The organism is Buttiauxella sp. AC142 (genome assembly GCF_979253435.1).
Map to the genome: position 1 here is coordinate 32,471 of NZ_CEEDCH010000002.1, position 16,198 is coordinate 48,668.

General features: G+C 38.8%; 22 protein-coding genes. 5 read left to right on the forward strand and 17 right to left on the reverse strand.

Translation table 11 applies throughout. From position 1 onward, the window contains the following. Positions 1–36: 36 nt before the first annotated feature. Genes mobF through AC0IWZ_RS22780 form a run of 3 tightly spaced genes read right to left on the reverse strand, consistent with a single transcriptional unit; the run spans position 37 to position 4,740 of the window. Positions 37–2,856 (reverse strand): MobF family relaxase, encoded by a 2,820-nt coding sequence (gene mobF / locus AC0IWZ_RS22770; RefSeq protein WP_471679400.1) that lies wholly within the window; start codon positions 2,854–2,856, stop codon positions 37–39. Between the two features lie 8 nt (positions 2,857–2,864). After that, a complete protein-coding gene (locus AC0IWZ_RS22775) occupies positions 2,865–4,400 on the reverse strand; it encodes a type IV secretion system DNA-binding domain-containing protein (protein WP_471679401.1) in 1,536 nt (511 codons plus the stop codon). A 1-nt stretch (position 4,401) separates the two neighbouring features. Continuing rightward, a complete protein-coding gene (locus AC0IWZ_RS22780; RefSeq protein WP_471679402.1) occupies positions 4,402–4,740 on the reverse strand; it encodes a hypothetical protein in 339 nt (112 codons plus the stop codon). Positions 4,741–5,197: 457 nt separating this feature from the next. On the opposite strand from AC0IWZ_RS22780, the gene AC0IWZ_RS22785 reads away from it, so the two are divergent. From AC0IWZ_RS22785 to AC0IWZ_RS22805, 5 genes are all read left to right on the forward strand, one after another. Further along, the gene (locus AC0IWZ_RS22785; RefSeq protein ID WP_471679403.1) at positions 5,198–5,581 is read left to right on the forward strand and encodes a hypothetical protein; all 384 of its coding nucleotides are present in this window, start codon (positions 5,198–5,200) and stop codon (positions 5,579–5,581) included. Then, positions 5,581–6,276, forward strand: a complete 696-nt coding sequence (gene stbB / locus AC0IWZ_RS22790; RefSeq protein WP_471679404.1) for a StbB family protein — start codon at positions 5,581–5,583, stop codon at positions 6,274–6,276. The genes AC0IWZ_RS22785 and stbB overlap by 1 nt, the downstream gene beginning before the upstream one ends. Before the next feature lie 2 nt (positions 6,277–6,278). Beyond that, entirely contained in the window at positions 6,279–6,629 is a 351-nt protein-coding gene (locus AC0IWZ_RS22795) for a hypothetical protein (protein WP_471679405.1), read from the forward strand. An 80-nt stretch (positions 6,630–6,709) separates the two neighbouring features. After that, positions 6,710–7,480: a SprT-like domain-containing protein gene (locus AC0IWZ_RS22800; RefSeq protein ID WP_471679406.1), complete on the forward strand. Its 771-nt coding sequence runs from the start codon at positions 6,710–6,712 to the stop codon at positions 7,478–7,480. Continuing rightward, a complete protein-coding gene (locus AC0IWZ_RS22805; RefSeq protein ID WP_471679407.1) occupies positions 7,473–7,694 on the forward strand; it encodes a hypothetical protein in 222 nt (73 codons plus the stop codon). The genes AC0IWZ_RS22800 and AC0IWZ_RS22805 overlap by 8 nt, the downstream gene beginning before the upstream one ends. Positions 7,695–7,948: 254 nt before the next feature. Here the strand turns inward: AC0IWZ_RS22805 and AC0IWZ_RS22810 are convergent, their stop codons facing one another. The 14 genes from AC0IWZ_RS22810 to AC0IWZ_RS22875 all read right to left on the reverse strand — a co-directional run bounded on the left by AC0IWZ_RS22810 (position 7,949) and on the right by AC0IWZ_RS22875 (position 15,497). Next, a complete protein-coding gene (locus tag AC0IWZ_RS22810; protein WP_471679408.1) occupies positions 7,949–8,209 on the reverse strand; it encodes a hypothetical protein in 261 nt (86 codons plus the stop codon). Beyond that, a complete protein-coding gene (locus AC0IWZ_RS22815; RefSeq protein ID WP_471679409.1) occupies positions 8,209–8,796 on the reverse strand; it encodes a hypothetical protein in 588 nt (195 codons plus the stop codon). Before AC0IWZ_RS22815 ends, AC0IWZ_RS22810 begins: the two co-directional genes overlap by 1 nt. A 45-nt stretch (positions 8,797–8,841) precedes the next feature. Continuing rightward, the gene (locus AC0IWZ_RS22820) at positions 8,842–9,054 is read right to left on the reverse strand and encodes a hypothetical protein (protein WP_471679410.1); all 213 of its coding nucleotides are present in this window, start codon (positions 9,052–9,054) and stop codon (positions 8,842–8,844) included. Positions 9,055–9,182: 128 nt separating this feature from the next. After that, complete coding sequence (locus AC0IWZ_RS22825) at positions 9,183–9,521, reverse strand: hypothetical protein (RefSeq protein WP_471679411.1); 339 nt, start codon at positions 9,519–9,521, stop codon at positions 9,183–9,185. 106 nt (positions 9,522–9,627) lie between these two features. Beyond that, on the reverse strand, positions 9,628–9,813 hold the full coding sequence (locus tag AC0IWZ_RS22830) for a hypothetical protein (protein WP_471679412.1): 186 nt from the start codon (positions 9,811–9,813) through the stop codon (positions 9,628–9,630). 53 nt (positions 9,814–9,866) lie between these two features. Next, positions 9,867–10,532: an antirestriction protein gene (locus AC0IWZ_RS22835; RefSeq protein WP_471679413.1), complete on the reverse strand. Its 666-nt coding sequence runs from the start codon at positions 10,530–10,532 to the stop codon at positions 9,867–9,869. A gap of 516 nt (positions 10,533–11,048) precedes the next feature. Beyond that, positions 11,049–11,396 (reverse strand): helix-turn-helix domain-containing protein, encoded by a 348-nt coding sequence (locus AC0IWZ_RS22840; RefSeq protein WP_471679414.1) that lies wholly within the window; start codon positions 11,394–11,396, stop codon positions 11,049–11,051. Then, complete coding sequence (locus AC0IWZ_RS22845) at positions 11,393–11,668, reverse strand: hypothetical protein (protein WP_471680536.1); 276 nt, start codon at positions 11,666–11,668, stop codon at positions 11,393–11,395. Before AC0IWZ_RS22845 ends, AC0IWZ_RS22840 begins: the two co-directional genes overlap by 4 nt. 99 nt (positions 11,669–11,767) lie before the next feature. Beyond that, complete coding sequence (locus AC0IWZ_RS22850) at positions 11,768–11,956, reverse strand: hypothetical protein (protein WP_471679416.1); 189 nt, start codon at positions 11,954–11,956, stop codon at positions 11,768–11,770. A 28-nt stretch (positions 11,957–11,984) separates the two neighbouring features. Next, on the reverse strand, positions 11,985–12,500 hold the full coding sequence (locus AC0IWZ_RS22855; protein WP_471679417.1) for a J domain-containing protein: 516 nt from the start codon (positions 12,498–12,500) through the stop codon (positions 11,985–11,987). Between the two features lie 425 nt (positions 12,501–12,925). Beyond that, entirely contained in the window at positions 12,926–13,264 is a 339-nt protein-coding gene (locus AC0IWZ_RS22860; protein ID WP_471679418.1) for a hypothetical protein, read from the reverse strand. A 4-nt stretch (positions 13,265–13,268) separates the two neighbouring features. Beyond that, positions 13,269–13,736 (reverse strand): hypothetical protein, encoded by a 468-nt coding sequence (locus tag AC0IWZ_RS22865; protein WP_471679419.1) that lies wholly within the window; start codon positions 13,734–13,736, stop codon positions 13,269–13,271. After that, positions 13,717–14,751 carry a ParB/RepB/Spo0J family partition protein gene (locus AC0IWZ_RS22870; protein WP_471679420.1) on the reverse strand — a complete coding sequence of 345 codons (1,035 nt, stop codon included), beginning with the start codon at positions 14,749–14,751 and terminating at the stop codon, positions 13,717–13,719. Before AC0IWZ_RS22870 ends, AC0IWZ_RS22865 begins: the two co-directional genes overlap by 20 nt. Beyond that, positions 14,748–15,497, reverse strand: a complete 750-nt coding sequence (locus AC0IWZ_RS22875) for a ParA family protein (protein WP_471679421.1) — start codon at positions 15,495–15,497, stop codon at positions 14,748–14,750. The genes AC0IWZ_RS22870 and AC0IWZ_RS22875 overlap by 4 nt, the downstream gene beginning before the upstream one ends. Positions 15,498–16,198 lie beyond the last annotated feature (701 nt).

The window sequence follows — 16,198 nt, forward strand, 5'->3', positions numbered from 1 at the left end:
ACATGCAAAAAACTTTTGCATGCAAAAATTTTTGCATCAAGTACGTTCTTTACTTTTTTGTTGCGTTTTTTCCATAACCTTATGATTTAATTCCATTGCTGCTTGTTTTGTGCTGGCTCTCGCAACAGAAGCGGGAAGCTTCTTAAGATTGTCTGTGTACACTTTGACTACATGTTTAGCTCGGGAAATAGCTACGTAATACCAATCTTTACTCACTGTTTTAGATTTAGCTTCAATGTTTGCAATGACTCGATTAGAAGTTAATCCTTGTGCTGAGTGAACCGTAGATACATATGCATAATCCAAATGAAGCTTATCCTTTGTATTGAGGATAATGTCTTTATTATCTTTATCTTTTAAATGGAGTTCGCCATTTACGATAGCATTGACAGTCACCCTGTCACCATTGGCAACATCAAGCACTGCATCATTTCGGGTAATGACTAGTTTATCCCCTACTCCGTAGTGCTGAGTTGCTAGCTTATATACTGAAATATGCTTATGGTGTGCTGGATTTATAGATAACCTATCACCGTTTGATGCTTCAACGATTAGTGAGTTATTTTCCCCCTGCGCTTTGACGATGTACACTTCCCCTCTCTTCAAACCTGCATGCGGGTAATCTCTCTCAGGGCGTATAGCTGTAGTGTCAGCATTGTAATTTCGGCTATAACGTCGTTCGGCTTGTGTTGAGTCAAACCTAGAAAGTGCGGTAATTTTCACTTCATCACGGATCTTTAAACCATCTCGAATTAGACCGTTTATTTTTTCACGGCTTTCATTTGTACCTGTTAATACAAGCGTTTGCTCTCGTTCTTCTTTTGTAAGACTAATATATTCATCTGCTATTTGCTTGAATCTGAGAAATGAATCTTTGGTTTCACTAACCTGTGTGATAAGAGCCAAAGACTCAAGACTACGACCAACAGCCGCCAGTTCTACCGCTTTAAGTAATGTAGGGCTTTCCTTTTGCCTTTGAATTTCATTCATCAAGGCTGTATCCATACCATTACGTTGAAGTAAAGCAAAGGGGATACCGGCTTCAACAGCTTTTGTTTGCTCTGTATCTCCCATTAGAACAAGCCTTGCGCCTGTTTCTTCTGAAATCTCAGCCAATTTAGCCAACAGGCGGTTAGGTAGCACTCCGGCTTCATCCACATAGATAAATGTTTTTTCATTTAACGTATGTTCACGACTTAACGTATGTAGAAACGATGCAACTGTTCGTGCTTCTGTCATTCCATCTTTTTGCAAAGATTTTACCTGTGAGCCATAAGGCGCTAACGTGTGCACTGTATAACCCTCTTCCTTTAGTTTCTCCGTAACGGAATTGGACATAAAACTTTTGCCTACCCCGGCTTGCCCTTGAACGCCAATGATACGGCTATCACTACATAAGATTAATTCAGCCGCTTCACGCTGATCTTTACGCAAAGTGGTGGTATCCATGAAAGAATGAGCTTGTTCATTCGTCAGCACTGGCGTAGATGCCCCGCGCCCATTACGTTCGCTGGATAAAATCTTTCTTTCTTGTTCCAAAGCTTTTTGTGTAGTAAAGCGTTCCGAGTGCTTTATCAGCCGTCCATGTGCAATAGCGAGGTCTACTTGCCGCCTGGCCTCGTTTCGAGTTCTACCCAACTCAGTCATTTCTTTAATCCACTGAGTCTTAGTAAGAGTGAGCATTTTTTCGGAGTTAACAGCGGTATAAAGGGGTTCTTCTGTTATTAATTTACCAGACTCCTTTAACCTGATTATTTCCTTTTCGATGTGATCAGAAGTGGCCTTTCCCATAGCATGATTAATGGCTGTAGTTTTCAATTCATCAAGTGTGAGAATGGTATGCCGTTCCGTATGGTGGTTGATTGCAAATTGCATTGCCCGTTTTGCCACTTCTTCCGTAGAAATGACTTCCATATTTTTTGATACTGGAATAGCTTTCAATGGCATATCAACACCATCAAGGTTTAGATCTCTTCTCTCAAAATCAATGCATAGCTTTTTGGCGCTGTTCTTCCACTCCTTAAACAATTCTTCTCTATCGAGACTATTATCTTTCTTTTTTCTTGTTGCTCGAGCGGCAACAGTCCGTTGGGCTGCGGTGGAGTTTTCTCTACTGAGTCCCATATCTAAAAGCTTCTCATTAACCTGTTTGAGCCGTGTAGACATCCCCTCTATTTGCTCCCGGCTTATATGTGCCAACTCAAAACTATTTTTCTCCAGTTTTAATGCATAGCCTAAATCCTCCAGTTCTTTAGCCAGGGCAGACTTATAGATCATGTCATAGTAAATTGGGTTCTTTATTAATTCATCGTTAACCAATGCTCGCCATTCACCATCTGCACGTTTAGTTGCATTTAACGCAACAGCATGCGTATGTAAATGCGGTTCTTTCTCTCTATTCGTTTCATGTCTGAACTTTGCAACTATGAGATTTCCCGTTTTTTCAACATAGTTTTTCCCGTTAATTTTTTGCCTGGTCTGCGCCCGTTTTTCAAGCTCAGTAACGGCGGCTGCAACTGCACGATCATGGGCAAGAATGATATTCGAATCACCTGCAATCAATGCCTGTAGAGATACAGATTTAGGAGCCTGAAAAGTAAAGTCTATGCCTATACGGTTTTTGCTATCGCTACGCTGTGTTCGTGCCATCAATGAACCATCAGGCAATTTACCGTTCAGCATATCCTTAAATGTTTTTTTATCTACTTCACCGTCTAGACCAAAAATTTCAGCCCCTGCACCTTGCCACGACTTTGATTCCCCTTCCTTCTGGTAATAATCATCAATACCATCCATAAAGTATTTTGTAACATCATCAGCGCCTTTCTCAGCGGTCAATACCGTGACATTTAACATCTTCCCCCCTATAAGAATGAACGAGGTATGTAGGCTTCATTACGAGCCTTAAACGCAACAATCGGTACTTTTACTTTTGCGATAGGGTATCCCCTGGTAAGAGCAACGTAACCTTCTCGATCAGGCAGGTTAGAAATTTCACTTGCAGTAACAACCCTATCTTTATCATTACCTTCTGCAAGGCTGCTGCCACCCCCGCCTCGAGAACTTGTGCTTTTAGTTTCACGGTCACGCACAACATCAAACTCACCGAGCGCAACGGATAATACTTCTGACGTTCTATCATCTGAGCGCGCCCCCCCTAAAGCTACTAAATTACGATAGCAACTTCTTAATGTAATGGAACCTGTGGTTCCCCATATTTCATCTAACTGAGATATGGCCTGAATACATGAAATAATTCTCAAGCCTTTCTTTCTTCCTTTTGTTAATGCTGGTTCTAATGCTTTGAGTTTATCAAGTGAAGCTAACTCATCTGTATGTAACCATATTCTTTTTTGTTCATCTTCCGGCAAAGATAAGATTGCATTACATATAATATCTACCCATGTAGAAATTAATGGTTTTAATGTGGCTATTTGATCTTCTCGCCATGTTATAAATATATTTCCAGCATCAGGATCAGCTAAATAATCACGAATTGAAAATGAACCGCCTGGCATAATCATTTGTGCCGAAAGTTTGTTAGATAAAACAAAACGAGCAGAACCTAGAGTTCTATCAGTACCGACAAATAGAGACTCTGCTTTTGTACCTCGGCAAAACTCTTCAAGTTCTTCCTCTGGCGCGTTCAAACACCAATAATAGATTTGAGAAAAATCACGAACCCCTTGAGAATGTAGCTTTTTAAATACCTCTGTAACTAATAAGCGTCCATATCCATTCCATTCTTCCTCAGTCGAACTTTTCCCTAATGGTACTAAAGAATAAGAATAAGTCTCGAAGTCATATACTTCTCGCATTTCGTTGAAAATTGTCCAACCCGGTGTGCGTTCATCGTATGGATTTAATAATACATCCCCTTCTTTATAAAAGAGCGATGTGAAAAATCCATCAGGATCAACTATTACCTGCCTATCGCCCCGCAGAAAAATAGAATAAATAGCTTGTGTTAAAATCAATGTTTTAGCCGAACCCGTAGCCCCAACTATTAATGTCTGGAGATTTTCCAACGCCAAAGGCATTTTTATTGTTGCCAATATAACTTGCTTGTTCTTTCTATCATTGGTTTTGTTATTTAATGCCTCAGAACTTACTACATCACTACCCCTTAACCTGTAATTATATTTATAACCCTTAAAGTCAGGGTTATTTAATTTAACCAGAACAACCCAAAAAACTATTGCCGCAATACATGCACCTAAAGACGATAAGTACAAAACAGGATGCTCTAATGTATCTGGAACAAGGTTAACAAAACCTTTTATTTTAGGATTAGTTACCACAACCAGATCATTTTTCTTAGCAGCAGCAAGCCAGCCAATCACTGGTGCAACAACCGTCAATATAAGTCCAAGCTTATGAGTATCTGCATTTCTTCCCATTTTATAGCTCCGTTTGTTTTATGCCTAAACGCTGCATTTCTGCTTTAACGTTATTTAATATTTCTGGTTTTGCTAACGCTCGTAACAATAGAAGAGTTTCAATTGTTACGGGGTCTAAACCACTACGAACATTAGTAGAAAGAAGCTCTATTTTATTATGTAACTCTAAAACATTTGTAATAATTACATCTCTAAACTGAGCTTCATTGCTGTTGTTCTCCAACAAGAAACGAAGATATTCTGAGAATGATTCATACCCTTTTGCACGTTCCCGAAGTGTGCTTTCAAGGGCTTCTGGTATGAGCAAATTCACCCTGGAAGCGTAGTTTTTTTTGGTCATTGGCACTCCTTCAATCTGACTCTTTAACGTAATACGAATAGTATTATCAATATAATCATATATATCAGTTAGTTACATGAGATAAACAACACATATGTATTATGCTTTGTATGATGTAAATACCTGTCTATAAATTATACTTATCATTTCAAATCAGTGCAATACCGCACCTTTTAGGGTGCGTATTGTGTATGGCTTTTTAGGGTTAAGGGTTAAGGAAAAATCGGCTATTAATTAATCAAAAAGGGTTAAGGGAGGATTCGATCAGGGAGTATTTAAATCAGATTTTGAGAAACACATACATAAAAGGGACAAAAGAGAGACATAAAAGGGACAAAAGAGAGACATAAAAGGGACAAAAGAGAGACAAATAAGGGACAAAGAAGGGACAAAAAAGGGACAAAACATTTGACAGGTGAAAAAAAAGGGATCATTATTAGTAAAAAGGGGGGATGTTATGAAAGATGGTGAATATCGACTTAAAAAAAGTGTGGTATTTAGAAACAGTATGCCTGAGATAATGAATAAAATCAGAGAGGGTGCGACGTTAAAGCAAATCGCTGATGAAATGGGAATGAAATTTGAGACATTCCGAAAATATTATCAACGATTCAAAACTGATGTGCCTGTAAATGATAAGCCAATTATGCATGATTCATTTTCGCATGCAAAAATAAATACAGAAGTTAAAACACCATCAAATAATGATGGTGCTGAAAATGAAAATTTGACTGAAAAGCAAAAACCAGATTTCGAAACAATTCTTGATGCTGATAAACGTTCTGGACTTAATGATAAGTATCTCACACAGCGCAAACCTATTGGAAAAGGAAAGAAATAATGAAAGTTGCTACTATTAATTTCTCTGGTAATAATGGTAAAACAACCCTCGCGGAAAATCTGTTTCTTCCTAGAATCCCGAATGCGTTGTATCTAACAGTTGAAAGTATTAACTCAGGAAGTGATGCTGAAAAGGTTCGTGGTAAAGATTATGGCGCTATCCTTGAAGAAATGATGATGACTGACAATGCCATTATTGATGTTGGTGCTAGTAACGTAGAAGATTTAATGAAATTGATGCGTCAATATGCGGGTTCGCATGAGGAATTTGATTATTTCATCATTCCGGCGGTAAAAGAATCAAAACAGATTGATGATACCATGTCCACGATAAGAGCATTAAATGCGCTTGGTGTATCACCTAAAAAAATCAAAGTCGTCATGAATAAGGTAGATGTTGATGATGATGTTGAGGATGTGTTCTATCCGTTATTTGCAATGAACAAAGAAGAAAAGAATTTTGTTCTTTCGCCAGCGGCTAAAGTGGAAACATCAGAAATTTATCCATTGCTCAAAACCTACAAAACAACAATAGAACAACTATTAAATGATGGCACCGATTGGCGCGTGAAAATGAAGGAATCAAAGAGTGAAGATGAAAAACGTACTGCCGTTCGCATGATTTCAATGACACGGCTTGCACGTTCTGCGAAAGATAATCTAGATGGTGTTTATCGTACCTTAGTTGGTAAATAATTATGAAGTCGCAATCTCTAATTGAAACCCTTGCAGTTACCGTAATGGAGGATGTTGCGGAACTGGTAGAAAACCTAAGCCGTGTTGATTCCAATGTTCAGGAAGCGGTGAAGAAAAGCCAGGCGAATATTGATAAGGTTAATCGAGAATCCGAAGCCATTACTCGGAGATTAGAGGAGGCTTCTAGAGAATTGATAAACACATTGAAAGATGTGAAAAAAGCAGAGAAAGAAAGTAATAATGAATTAAAATTGTTACTCCTAAAGCAATCAAAAAAAAATACGATGCTAACGTATACTTGTATTATTGCTTGCTCTCTTCTAGCTGGTTCATTTGTATATTTTACTTTCTAAAAAAAGGGCGCAAGCCCTTTTCCTTCTTTTACAATTGTAATGTACAATACAAATTTAATGAACAATACAAAGAGGCCATTATGAATACCTCGATACCTACAACAGATACCTACCGTGAACTGCAAGAAGCATATGATTTCTTCAATCGCACTCTTTTTAACTCGCGGCTGCCATCTTGCTTAATAACGTTGCAGCGCGAAAAACGAACTCAGGGGTACTTTTCAAGTAACCGATTTGTCGCCCGTGACAGCAAGCTTTACACGGATGAAATCGCAATGAATCCGTCATATTTTGGGATCTGCCCCATCGAGGAAACTCTTTCAGTGCTTGTTCACGAAATGGTGCATTTGGATCAAGAACACAATGGCAAGCCTGGGCGGGGTCGGTATCATAACCGTCAATGGGCTGAGTGGATGATCAATATTGGCCTTTACCCTTCTAGTACTGGTTTAGAAGGGGGTTCTAAAACTGGCGATCAAATGTCCCATTACATTGTCAGTAATGGTCAATTTGACAAATTCTGCAAAGAGCTAATGACTAAAGATTTTACACTAACGTGGATAGACCGATTTCCTCCCGTTACTCAGAGTGCAATCTCTTTACAAGGTGGGTTATCCTCTTTGCCCGTCGAAGATGAAGATGATGCATCAGGTAATCCTGATGCCGCAGATCACTTTGAAGCTCTGGTATTTAAACCGATAGAGGAAAAGCAAACGCGTTTTAAATTTACATGCCCGGAGTGCAAAACTAACGCCTGGGGGAAAAAAAGCTTGGTTGTGCTTTGCGGGATCTGTGAAGGAAACCCGGCGATGATTATTAACACTGAGACAAACAGGGGCGGTAATGACTGAGCAAATTCACCAGAAAATCCTTATATCTTTGAGCCTGGATGAAACCCAAAGATTAACGCGACTTTCCGAACGCCCCACACAGAAGAAGCCTATAACAAAAACAAATGTAGTCAGAGCGGCTCTCCTTGCACTTGAAAGTATGCCTCAAGAAAAACGAGCAGAGTTTTTTGATGAAGCAGAAAGAAATGCAATTAAAACAGGAAGGCGCTGGTAGAGCCTTGGCTAAATATCAAAATAAAGGCACCAAAAAGGCACCACAAAGCCATAACTTACCACAACCAATACCCCCCTACCACAAAACAAAAAAACGCCGTAAATAGCGTTATGCGGCGCTTTCATTTCTTTAGACATCAAGCCATAGCCGTATGGCCGGAAACCCGTAAGGGGTTCCGCGAAGCTTATCATGCTATGCATGGTTAGCTGAGTTGGATTGACGACGCAACATGAAATGTTGCGGAGCCGAAGGTGTCACACATTCAGTTTTTTTTGCATGCAAAAAAAATCACTATGTAGAAACTTTTTTCCCTGCCGGGATCTCATGCATTCTAACCCCTCTAGATCAGCAAGTTTTTCCGCTCGCCATGAACCTGTAGACATGAGCTTGTAGTCAGTCCCTTCAAAACGCCTGAAAGTGGATGCTGTAACTAAAAAGTGATTCAGGAACTTTTCAATTTGAAACACGTATTTTTTATTAATTTTTTCCACTTCATCAAAATACCAAACAGACATTAATTTTCCTTTTCATGAGTCTTTATTAATGCGGTAATTTTCACCAATAATTCACCATCAACATTTCCAATATTTAAATCAAATCTATCACCATCACTATAATAGCGAGTGACTTCAATATCAGGTTTACTACGGTGCCACCTTCTAAGGCAAAGTTTCATGTCAGATCGCGCGGATTGATAAACGGAAACCAACCGCGAAAGAGCATCAATAACAAGCTGGCCTCTAATTTGCTCAGTTTTCCACTTCAATACTTCGGCCTTTCGTGCTGCAATGGCTTCATCATAACCAATAAACAGACGGCGTTTAACTTCGCGCCCAATCTGATAAGCGCTCCGGGAAACAGAAGCATGCATTTTACTATGCTCCGACATTCCCCCAAAAACGCAATAATTTATCTGTGTAGCTATTGCGTATTTACCATTAGATGGGTGAAGAGAAATAAGATGATCACGATTATTTTTATTGGTTAAGTAGACTGTGGGCTTACCATTACTCAAACCTTTATTCACAACCCAACTATCGCCAATAGTTTTAGCCAGGCTATCAAGGAAAGGAAGATCAAAACCGTTCGGGAAAGCAATCATAGGGAACCCTAACGGCGCAATGCATGCATTGCGCCGTTTTTTCTGTTAGTTAAATTTACGTGACCGTTTAATAAACTTTAACAATGACTCTAACTGCCAGCCTTTGAGGGAAGGAATGCGGGTTGGTAAGCCCTGTTCTTCATTACGGATAAGAGTTTGACCTAAAGAAATTAAATCATCATCAGAAATTAGTTGCCCTGAAACTTGAGTAGCAAGTGATTGGCTTGGAGTGTGTAAACCATGATTAGTACGGATCATATAAAATACCTTCTCCCGAGTCGGCGGGGTTCCGTTATGGCCTTTGCCACATCACTTATTATATATATAATAATATTTATTTCAATATCCACGAAAAAAAACATGGTCTTAACCATGTTTTCGTTTTATTAGGCGTAACTAGAAAATCTATACCCTTTAAATGGGTTGGTTTTATTCATTACTGTATAATCATCTCTTACTGATGGCTTATCATGATTTTTTAGTAAACGCTTAACGATAACTTCATCATTTTTAAAATGATTAAGTTTGGCGTATTTTTTCCCCTGTAATGAAATGTCATCATCTTGTACCGTCCAGGTTTCAATTTCCCGTAACTTAACAGTACTTTTACCAGATACGGCGACAACCTGGTAGAAATGAACATTAGTTTGCTCACATCCCCATATAGAAACAAAAACATCATTAACTGAAATTTTGTTACCTTCAAAAACAATTTCATTAACCATGATTAAATATCTCTCCCGAGTCGGCGGGGTTCCGCTATGGCAATTGCCACACTTCTTATTATATATATAATTATATTAAATTCAACCAATCGAGAATAAATATTTATTATTTTAAAAAAGTACCAGCAACATAAAATCCTTTATTAGCTGCCACGGTTTTTAAAACTTCAAATATAACTTCATCCTGAGTTAATTTTCTAAAACCAATCTCACCCCTCCTACTATTTATTTGAGACTGCATGTTTTTAATAATTAACTTCATTTCATCTTGGTCTGACTTGCATAAAGACATAAATAGAACCCATTTAGATTTATGAAAAGGGGGCGCAACGCCCCCCATGCTATTTAATCAATGGCTCTCATTACCAGCAAGTAATCCTCTGCGCTTAAAGTATTAACAAATTCTCTAAGCAAGTAATAATGTTTGGTTAAATATTCCTGCAAATTGTGATAGTCCCTGCTGTGTGCAATAGCGATCAAGTCAGAATATACATAAAACATTGAAATGATGCCTGCTACCTTTGCCGATACCGTTTCTGTAAAATAATTAGGTAACGATAGTTCATATTCATTATCATCTGGTGCTGCAAAATAAGCCCCATTAGCACAGGTATAAAACTCCCAGTATCCACCATTATAGTTAGATGAATATTTACTCATGAAATTATAAAGGCCATTTTGCCCACGAACAAATGCACCACCAAAAGCAGCAGGGAAAAAGTTCATCCGTGATCTTTCAGCAATCAGGTTAACTTTCATTGTAGAGAATCCAGACACCGTAGCATCCTGTTCCTGAGATTCTGGTTCGATATGATCGAGCATATTATTTAAAGCGTTACGTGCATCGCTAGCACTTCTATGGCAGCAAGTGATGATTTTGTTTTTTTCTTCCAGCGGCAAGGAATCAATCATTGCTTCACGGCGGGCAGTGTGTACATCAAAACCCTTTGCCAGTACATCCAGCATCACACGAGCGGCTTCTACTGCATTGGTTGGCTTGTTTACTTTCATTTTATATCTCCTGGCCTACTGGCCTTTATTGGTAAGCAACGTTGCTTCCATGTGTTATATATTACATATTATAGTATGTAATATCAAGTTTTATTTCTCTATCTCTTTGTTTTTTATGCCCGTTAGGGCATGGAAGGCGACCGCACAGTTCTCTAAATAATTCCACGGCAGCCATTCGCCGGGAAAATCAGTATCAAATAGATATGGCGATCCATTCCCTCGCCCTGCAAAGCTAATACAGGCTATCAGGCGACTCTGACAGCCCATCAAGCCCCGTTGAGCTACAGGAACGGCTTACAGACGTTTCTGTAGTGATTTACGGGGGATTGGTGCGCCATATGGCGCACCTAGCGGCGTAATAATGATGAAAGCTATGAAAGGAAAAGGAATATTGATTGAACAGAAAAAAATTAACGTTAGCGATGGCAGCCCGAAGGGGCGAGACAGCTTGCCTGGCTCGATGCGTAGCACAACGTAGCGACCCCGTAGGGGGAACGCCAGCCAGAAAAGATTTAATTATTTAAGTGAATTATCCATCTTTAATTTATCATTTTCTGCCAACGCATTTTGAAGTTGTTCGCGTAGGATTTTTATTTCTAAATTTTCAATCCCTGCTAACTCTTCCATATCATTTTGATTACTGTTTTCTTGTAAACGAGGAAGCAAGATATATTCGGGATGCTCGTTTAAAAGTAATTTTATCCAGTGATATTCTGCTACCGAAACCCTCGTATCGTTTTGTTCCTTTTTTTGCCATGAGTTTAATGTCATACCAAAAAAATCAGCCAACTTTTGCTGTGACCAACCAGTTTTAAGCCGTAAAGCTTCTGCGAGATCACCCCTATAATCAGGTTTAATTTTCATGATTTTTTCTCTTCTTCAATGAAATTAATAAATTTATTCGTTAATTCGAGCATTGGATAATTTTCTGGTATGAGAATATCATTCACGCCAATATAAAAAACTTGATTAAATACTTCAAATCGTTTTTCCTTTGCACCATTCGCCCGTTCAATTTTTGAGGGATTTGTTCGGTCAAAAATACGGTAGTGCAGTTTAAATTGAATGCCGTCACTATAAACAGTTAGCATCTTGTTAACTCTGCCTTTGCTTCTAGTAAAGAAAATTTCTTCCACTTTGAAATCTCCAAAAGTAATAAAATCAAGCAAGACCGTTCTATACTTGACTCGGTTGAAAGCAAAGCAGCCCTAAACTATTAGGGCTGTGATCATATCTTAAAAACTGCCGCGCTCAATAACTTCTACAAGTTTTTCAGCCGCGAGTTTTTGTGCTGCGCTGGTAACAATGATAGTTGGACGCTCTTTGTTACCTTCAACGCAAATTCCATTCCAATTCTTAATCAAGAAAAACACTTCTTTGATCCATGTGTCAGCACCAATTGCTAGGCGTTCTGCAAGGCTCATGAGGGGGCTAAAGCCCCCTCCATTTTTATCAGGCTCTGTTCTCAACAGTTTTACGCCCATATGATTTATTGCTGCCGCTTGTACCGTACATTTCGCGGATTTCATCTATTGAATGTTCTTTACGATTACGGTGACATTTATGTTCTTCTGGTCGGAAGAACCACTTAGCTTTTTTAGGTGCCCATTTGCAACCTAAGTTTTTCAATGTTTCTTTGTGTTCTTTAGTTTCACCAGAAATCCACACCCAATTCCCAATAACTTCAAATACAATTCCTGATAAGGAGTTCAATTCTGTTAATACTCTTTCCAGTTCTTCACCAAAATTATATCTTGAATTTTCATCTGTAGACTGGAATTGGTTTACTTTATCCAAATTAACCATTAAAAAATCAACCGCTGAATTAACAGCTTTCATTAATTCTCCACCGAGAGGGTTGCGATCTGGATGATATTTTAACGCCAGTTTTTTAAAAGCTGTTTTAATAACATCTTTGCTAATATCGCCTGATAACCCCAAAACATTTAAAGCTTCTTGTACATTCATTTTATATATCCTGGCCTACTGGCCTTTATTGGTAAGCAACGTTGCTTCCATGTGTTATATATTACATATTATAGTATGCAATATCAAGTTATATTTCTCTATCTCTTTGTTTTTTAAGCCCGTAAGGGCGTGGGAGGCGACTCAACAGATCTATACGTAGAGCAACTTTTTATAATCGCCGGAAACATCAACACGCGATAAGTACGGAGATCCATTCCCCCTCCCTGCAAGGCCAATACAAGCTATCAGGCGACTCTGACAGCCCATTAGCCCCGTTGAGCTACAGGAACGGCTTACAGACGTTTCTGAAGTGATTTACGGGGGATTGGTGCGCCATATGGCGCACCTAGCGGCGTAATAATGATGAAATCTATAACAGGAAGAGAAGAAAGAGTAAAAAGGCGTCGGGGTGACGCCTTCTATAATTAGGCGTGAGAAATATTTTTACAGAATGCAGACACAACATGCGGGGTGATATTTATTGCTAAAGGGTAGGGCTGACCTCGGTACTCAGACACTTCACCATTAACCAAAGAAAGCTTATGGAGTATTCCTGAACTCTCAAGATCTGAAATGACAACACTAGAATTTTTTGAGAACGATTTCATCTTATCCTCTTCTTTGCATAGTGCGGAATCTAGTTCATTTTTAAATATGTACTGGCTTCCTTCTGCATGACGATCTACGCAAAAGAAAATAATTTGTATGCACAACAGAGGTCTTTTACTATTTTCGATGCATTTTAGTAAATCAATTAGAGTCATTTTTTCACCTTTTAGGTGGTGGTTCTGGCGCTTTTCCTGTCGCCTCCAGAGCTGCTACTATCCAGCCTAATGCACACATTCTATCCAGATCGGGGTGTATCATTTCAGAAAAAACCTGCAACCGGTATTCACCTGGCTTTCGCCTGATAAGGAAATAACTATAAACAGCCCACTCAGTAGCTGTAGATGGCCTCCATCCTTTATCCAGGCATAAATCTATTGCAGCTTGACAAGCCCATGTAGGAGCCGTGTTTTTATGAACCCAATCTTGTAGTGTTGAGCCTTTAGGTGGTGATAGGTTATCCCGCCATTTATGATCATTGGCATAATTATTCAGGATCTCTGCCGCCACTGCTGGCGGCTTTTTTGAAAAAAAAAGCCATTGATTAATGGCTTTTGATTTACTATCCCGAGTTAGCCACTTAAATCCTTGCGCACCATGCACACTTGGATTAGTAACTGATTCGCACAAGTTTTAACTCCTCAAGCGGGATCTCATTACGCAAACCATCAACAAGAACTAGAGCACAGTTAACTTCTGACGGTTTATCGTCTGTAGAATTAATTAATACACCTTCAACAGTCTCATTATTTGCATCCATAAATGAGACAATTAATGTGGCTTTGAATATGTCAGTTTTATTGCTCGCCCCTGCGGGTTCTTTACGTTCTGGAGAATTGCCGCCAACGTTAATATTATCGCCAGATTGATTTTCACCTTCATCTAAAGATTCACGGTCAGAACCTGATTTTTCACCTGGTTCTTTTTTATCTTTACCTTTAGGTTCCTGCGGCGGTGAATCCTGATCGTTTTCATCTGTGTTGCCAGCGTTTTTTAGTTTGTCTGATACTGAACGCACCATAACACGATTTAATTCCCCGGCTTTCTCACCTTCACTAATCACCTGCTCTGCATCAGCAGGAGAGCGTTTATAGATGTTAGACAGATAATAAAACGTATCAATATCATTGCTAATCTTCTCAGCGCGATCTAACAATTCGATTGGCATGCTGCCAATACTAGAGTATTTACTTACCTGTGAATTGCTCATGCGTAGCTGTTCACATATTTCTTTTGCCTTTAAACCATCTAGTTCTTTCAGGTCATTAATACCGATAGCAATATCTACAATTGTCAGATCTTCACGATGAAGGTTTTCAGCAAATTGCGTAACTCTAATTGCAGGTGGTTTTTCACGCTGGATAGCTTTGATAGTGATTGAGCCACGTTCTTGCTGTGCATAGTAACGTGTATGACCATAATAAAGAGGACATAGACCTTCATCATCAGGGAAACCAATTACAATCGGTTCTAATTGCCCATGCTGTTCAATTGATTCTGAGATTTCCTTAATCTTAGCTAGATTACGTTTCCGACGAACCTGTGGGTTAATGACAATGCTAGCTAATGGAAAATCCATTACGTATTCACCATCATCAAATACGCTTTCGAGAGTGTTTGCTACTGAGTTGTTAGATTTGCTCATTTTTCAATTTTCCCTTCTACAATTTCAGAAATGACCGACTTCACCAGTTTTGAAGCAACACGATGGTTGCCGTTCTTTGCGTTCTGCCAAATCATGCGGCCTAATGACATAGCAGTTTTGATAGGTTGCAAGTTTTTAATAGGGGTTGGGTGTACCTCATTTGGAAATCGTTTAATTAATGAATCGACTAATTCTTTCTGATCATCAACTTCTTGATACTTATTGATGATAATAGAATTGATACGGGCTTTAGGGTTAAATCTGGCAAGCTTTCTAATAGAGTCTCTTAGCTCTACTAAACCATCAATTGCTGTAACCTCGGCTTCAACCGGGCAAATAATCGTGTCTGCCGCTAAAATGGCAGCAGTGATACGCGCCCCTAAACCTGGCGGTGTATCTATAACGACATGATCATAGTTTGGTTTGATGCGGTTCAGTTCTGCAACGAAGTTCTGAGCTTCAACAAAATCTGTGCGGTCAAGTGTATGAATGGAGCGGTCAGAGCATAGAGAGTCAAGATTTTCAGAAACCTTTTGAACATCATAAGGTTCATTGAAAAACATACCATTGAGAACTTTACCATCAATAAGACTTAAAGCCCGTTTAGCGGCTCGACCTTGATTATCTAAAGGGATATACAAAGTCTTTTTGTTCATAATCTGGGCAAGGTACTGTGCAATTGTCAAAGCAATAAATGTTTTGCCAATTCCACCCTTTTGACTTGCTACTACTGTTACACGCGCCATTTAACACCTCTTAGCATGAGCGATTGCTCGATTCCATGTGCGTATATTAACCCAGATTATGGAAGGTATCAATATTGAAACCTTGCTTTTTTTGCACTTTTTTTATATCGGCAGAAATACAAAAACCTTTAGAGATAAATAAGAGTAATCTCAATGTATTCAGCTTGGCTATATTAAGATCTCAAAATTACCATTTTACAAGCTAAAATATGAGATATATGTCACTAAATTTAATTTAAGCATCCTTAAATTATATTAGCTATATATAAATAACACATCGTTAATAATATAATTAAAATAGTTTCAAGCTGAATTTAAATGTAACGTGTCCCCAACAGAAAACTTGTTTTCTATTGGGGGCAGGTTGACCGAGCCGCTTTGCGGCGCTGGTAAGGACATTTACCCCGGTATAGAACTTATCCCCAGGCTAATTCTAGTTAAAAGATCCTTTTAACTTCCTTTTAAAGAAAGTCTTGTTTAAAAGCCTTGTAGGATTGAAAAAACGCACCTATCCAATTGTTTTAAAAGGTTTTATATAAGATCAACGGAACAGATCGCCGTTCATGGGGGAACATTATGCCGTTATTTCGGGAACAAAACGGCGTCTAATTTTTCAATGAAATCAAGATGGTTCCCCTGCTCCAAAGCGTTGTAAGACTAATAACTAAATTATAACTAATTGATTTATAAGAGGGAACATT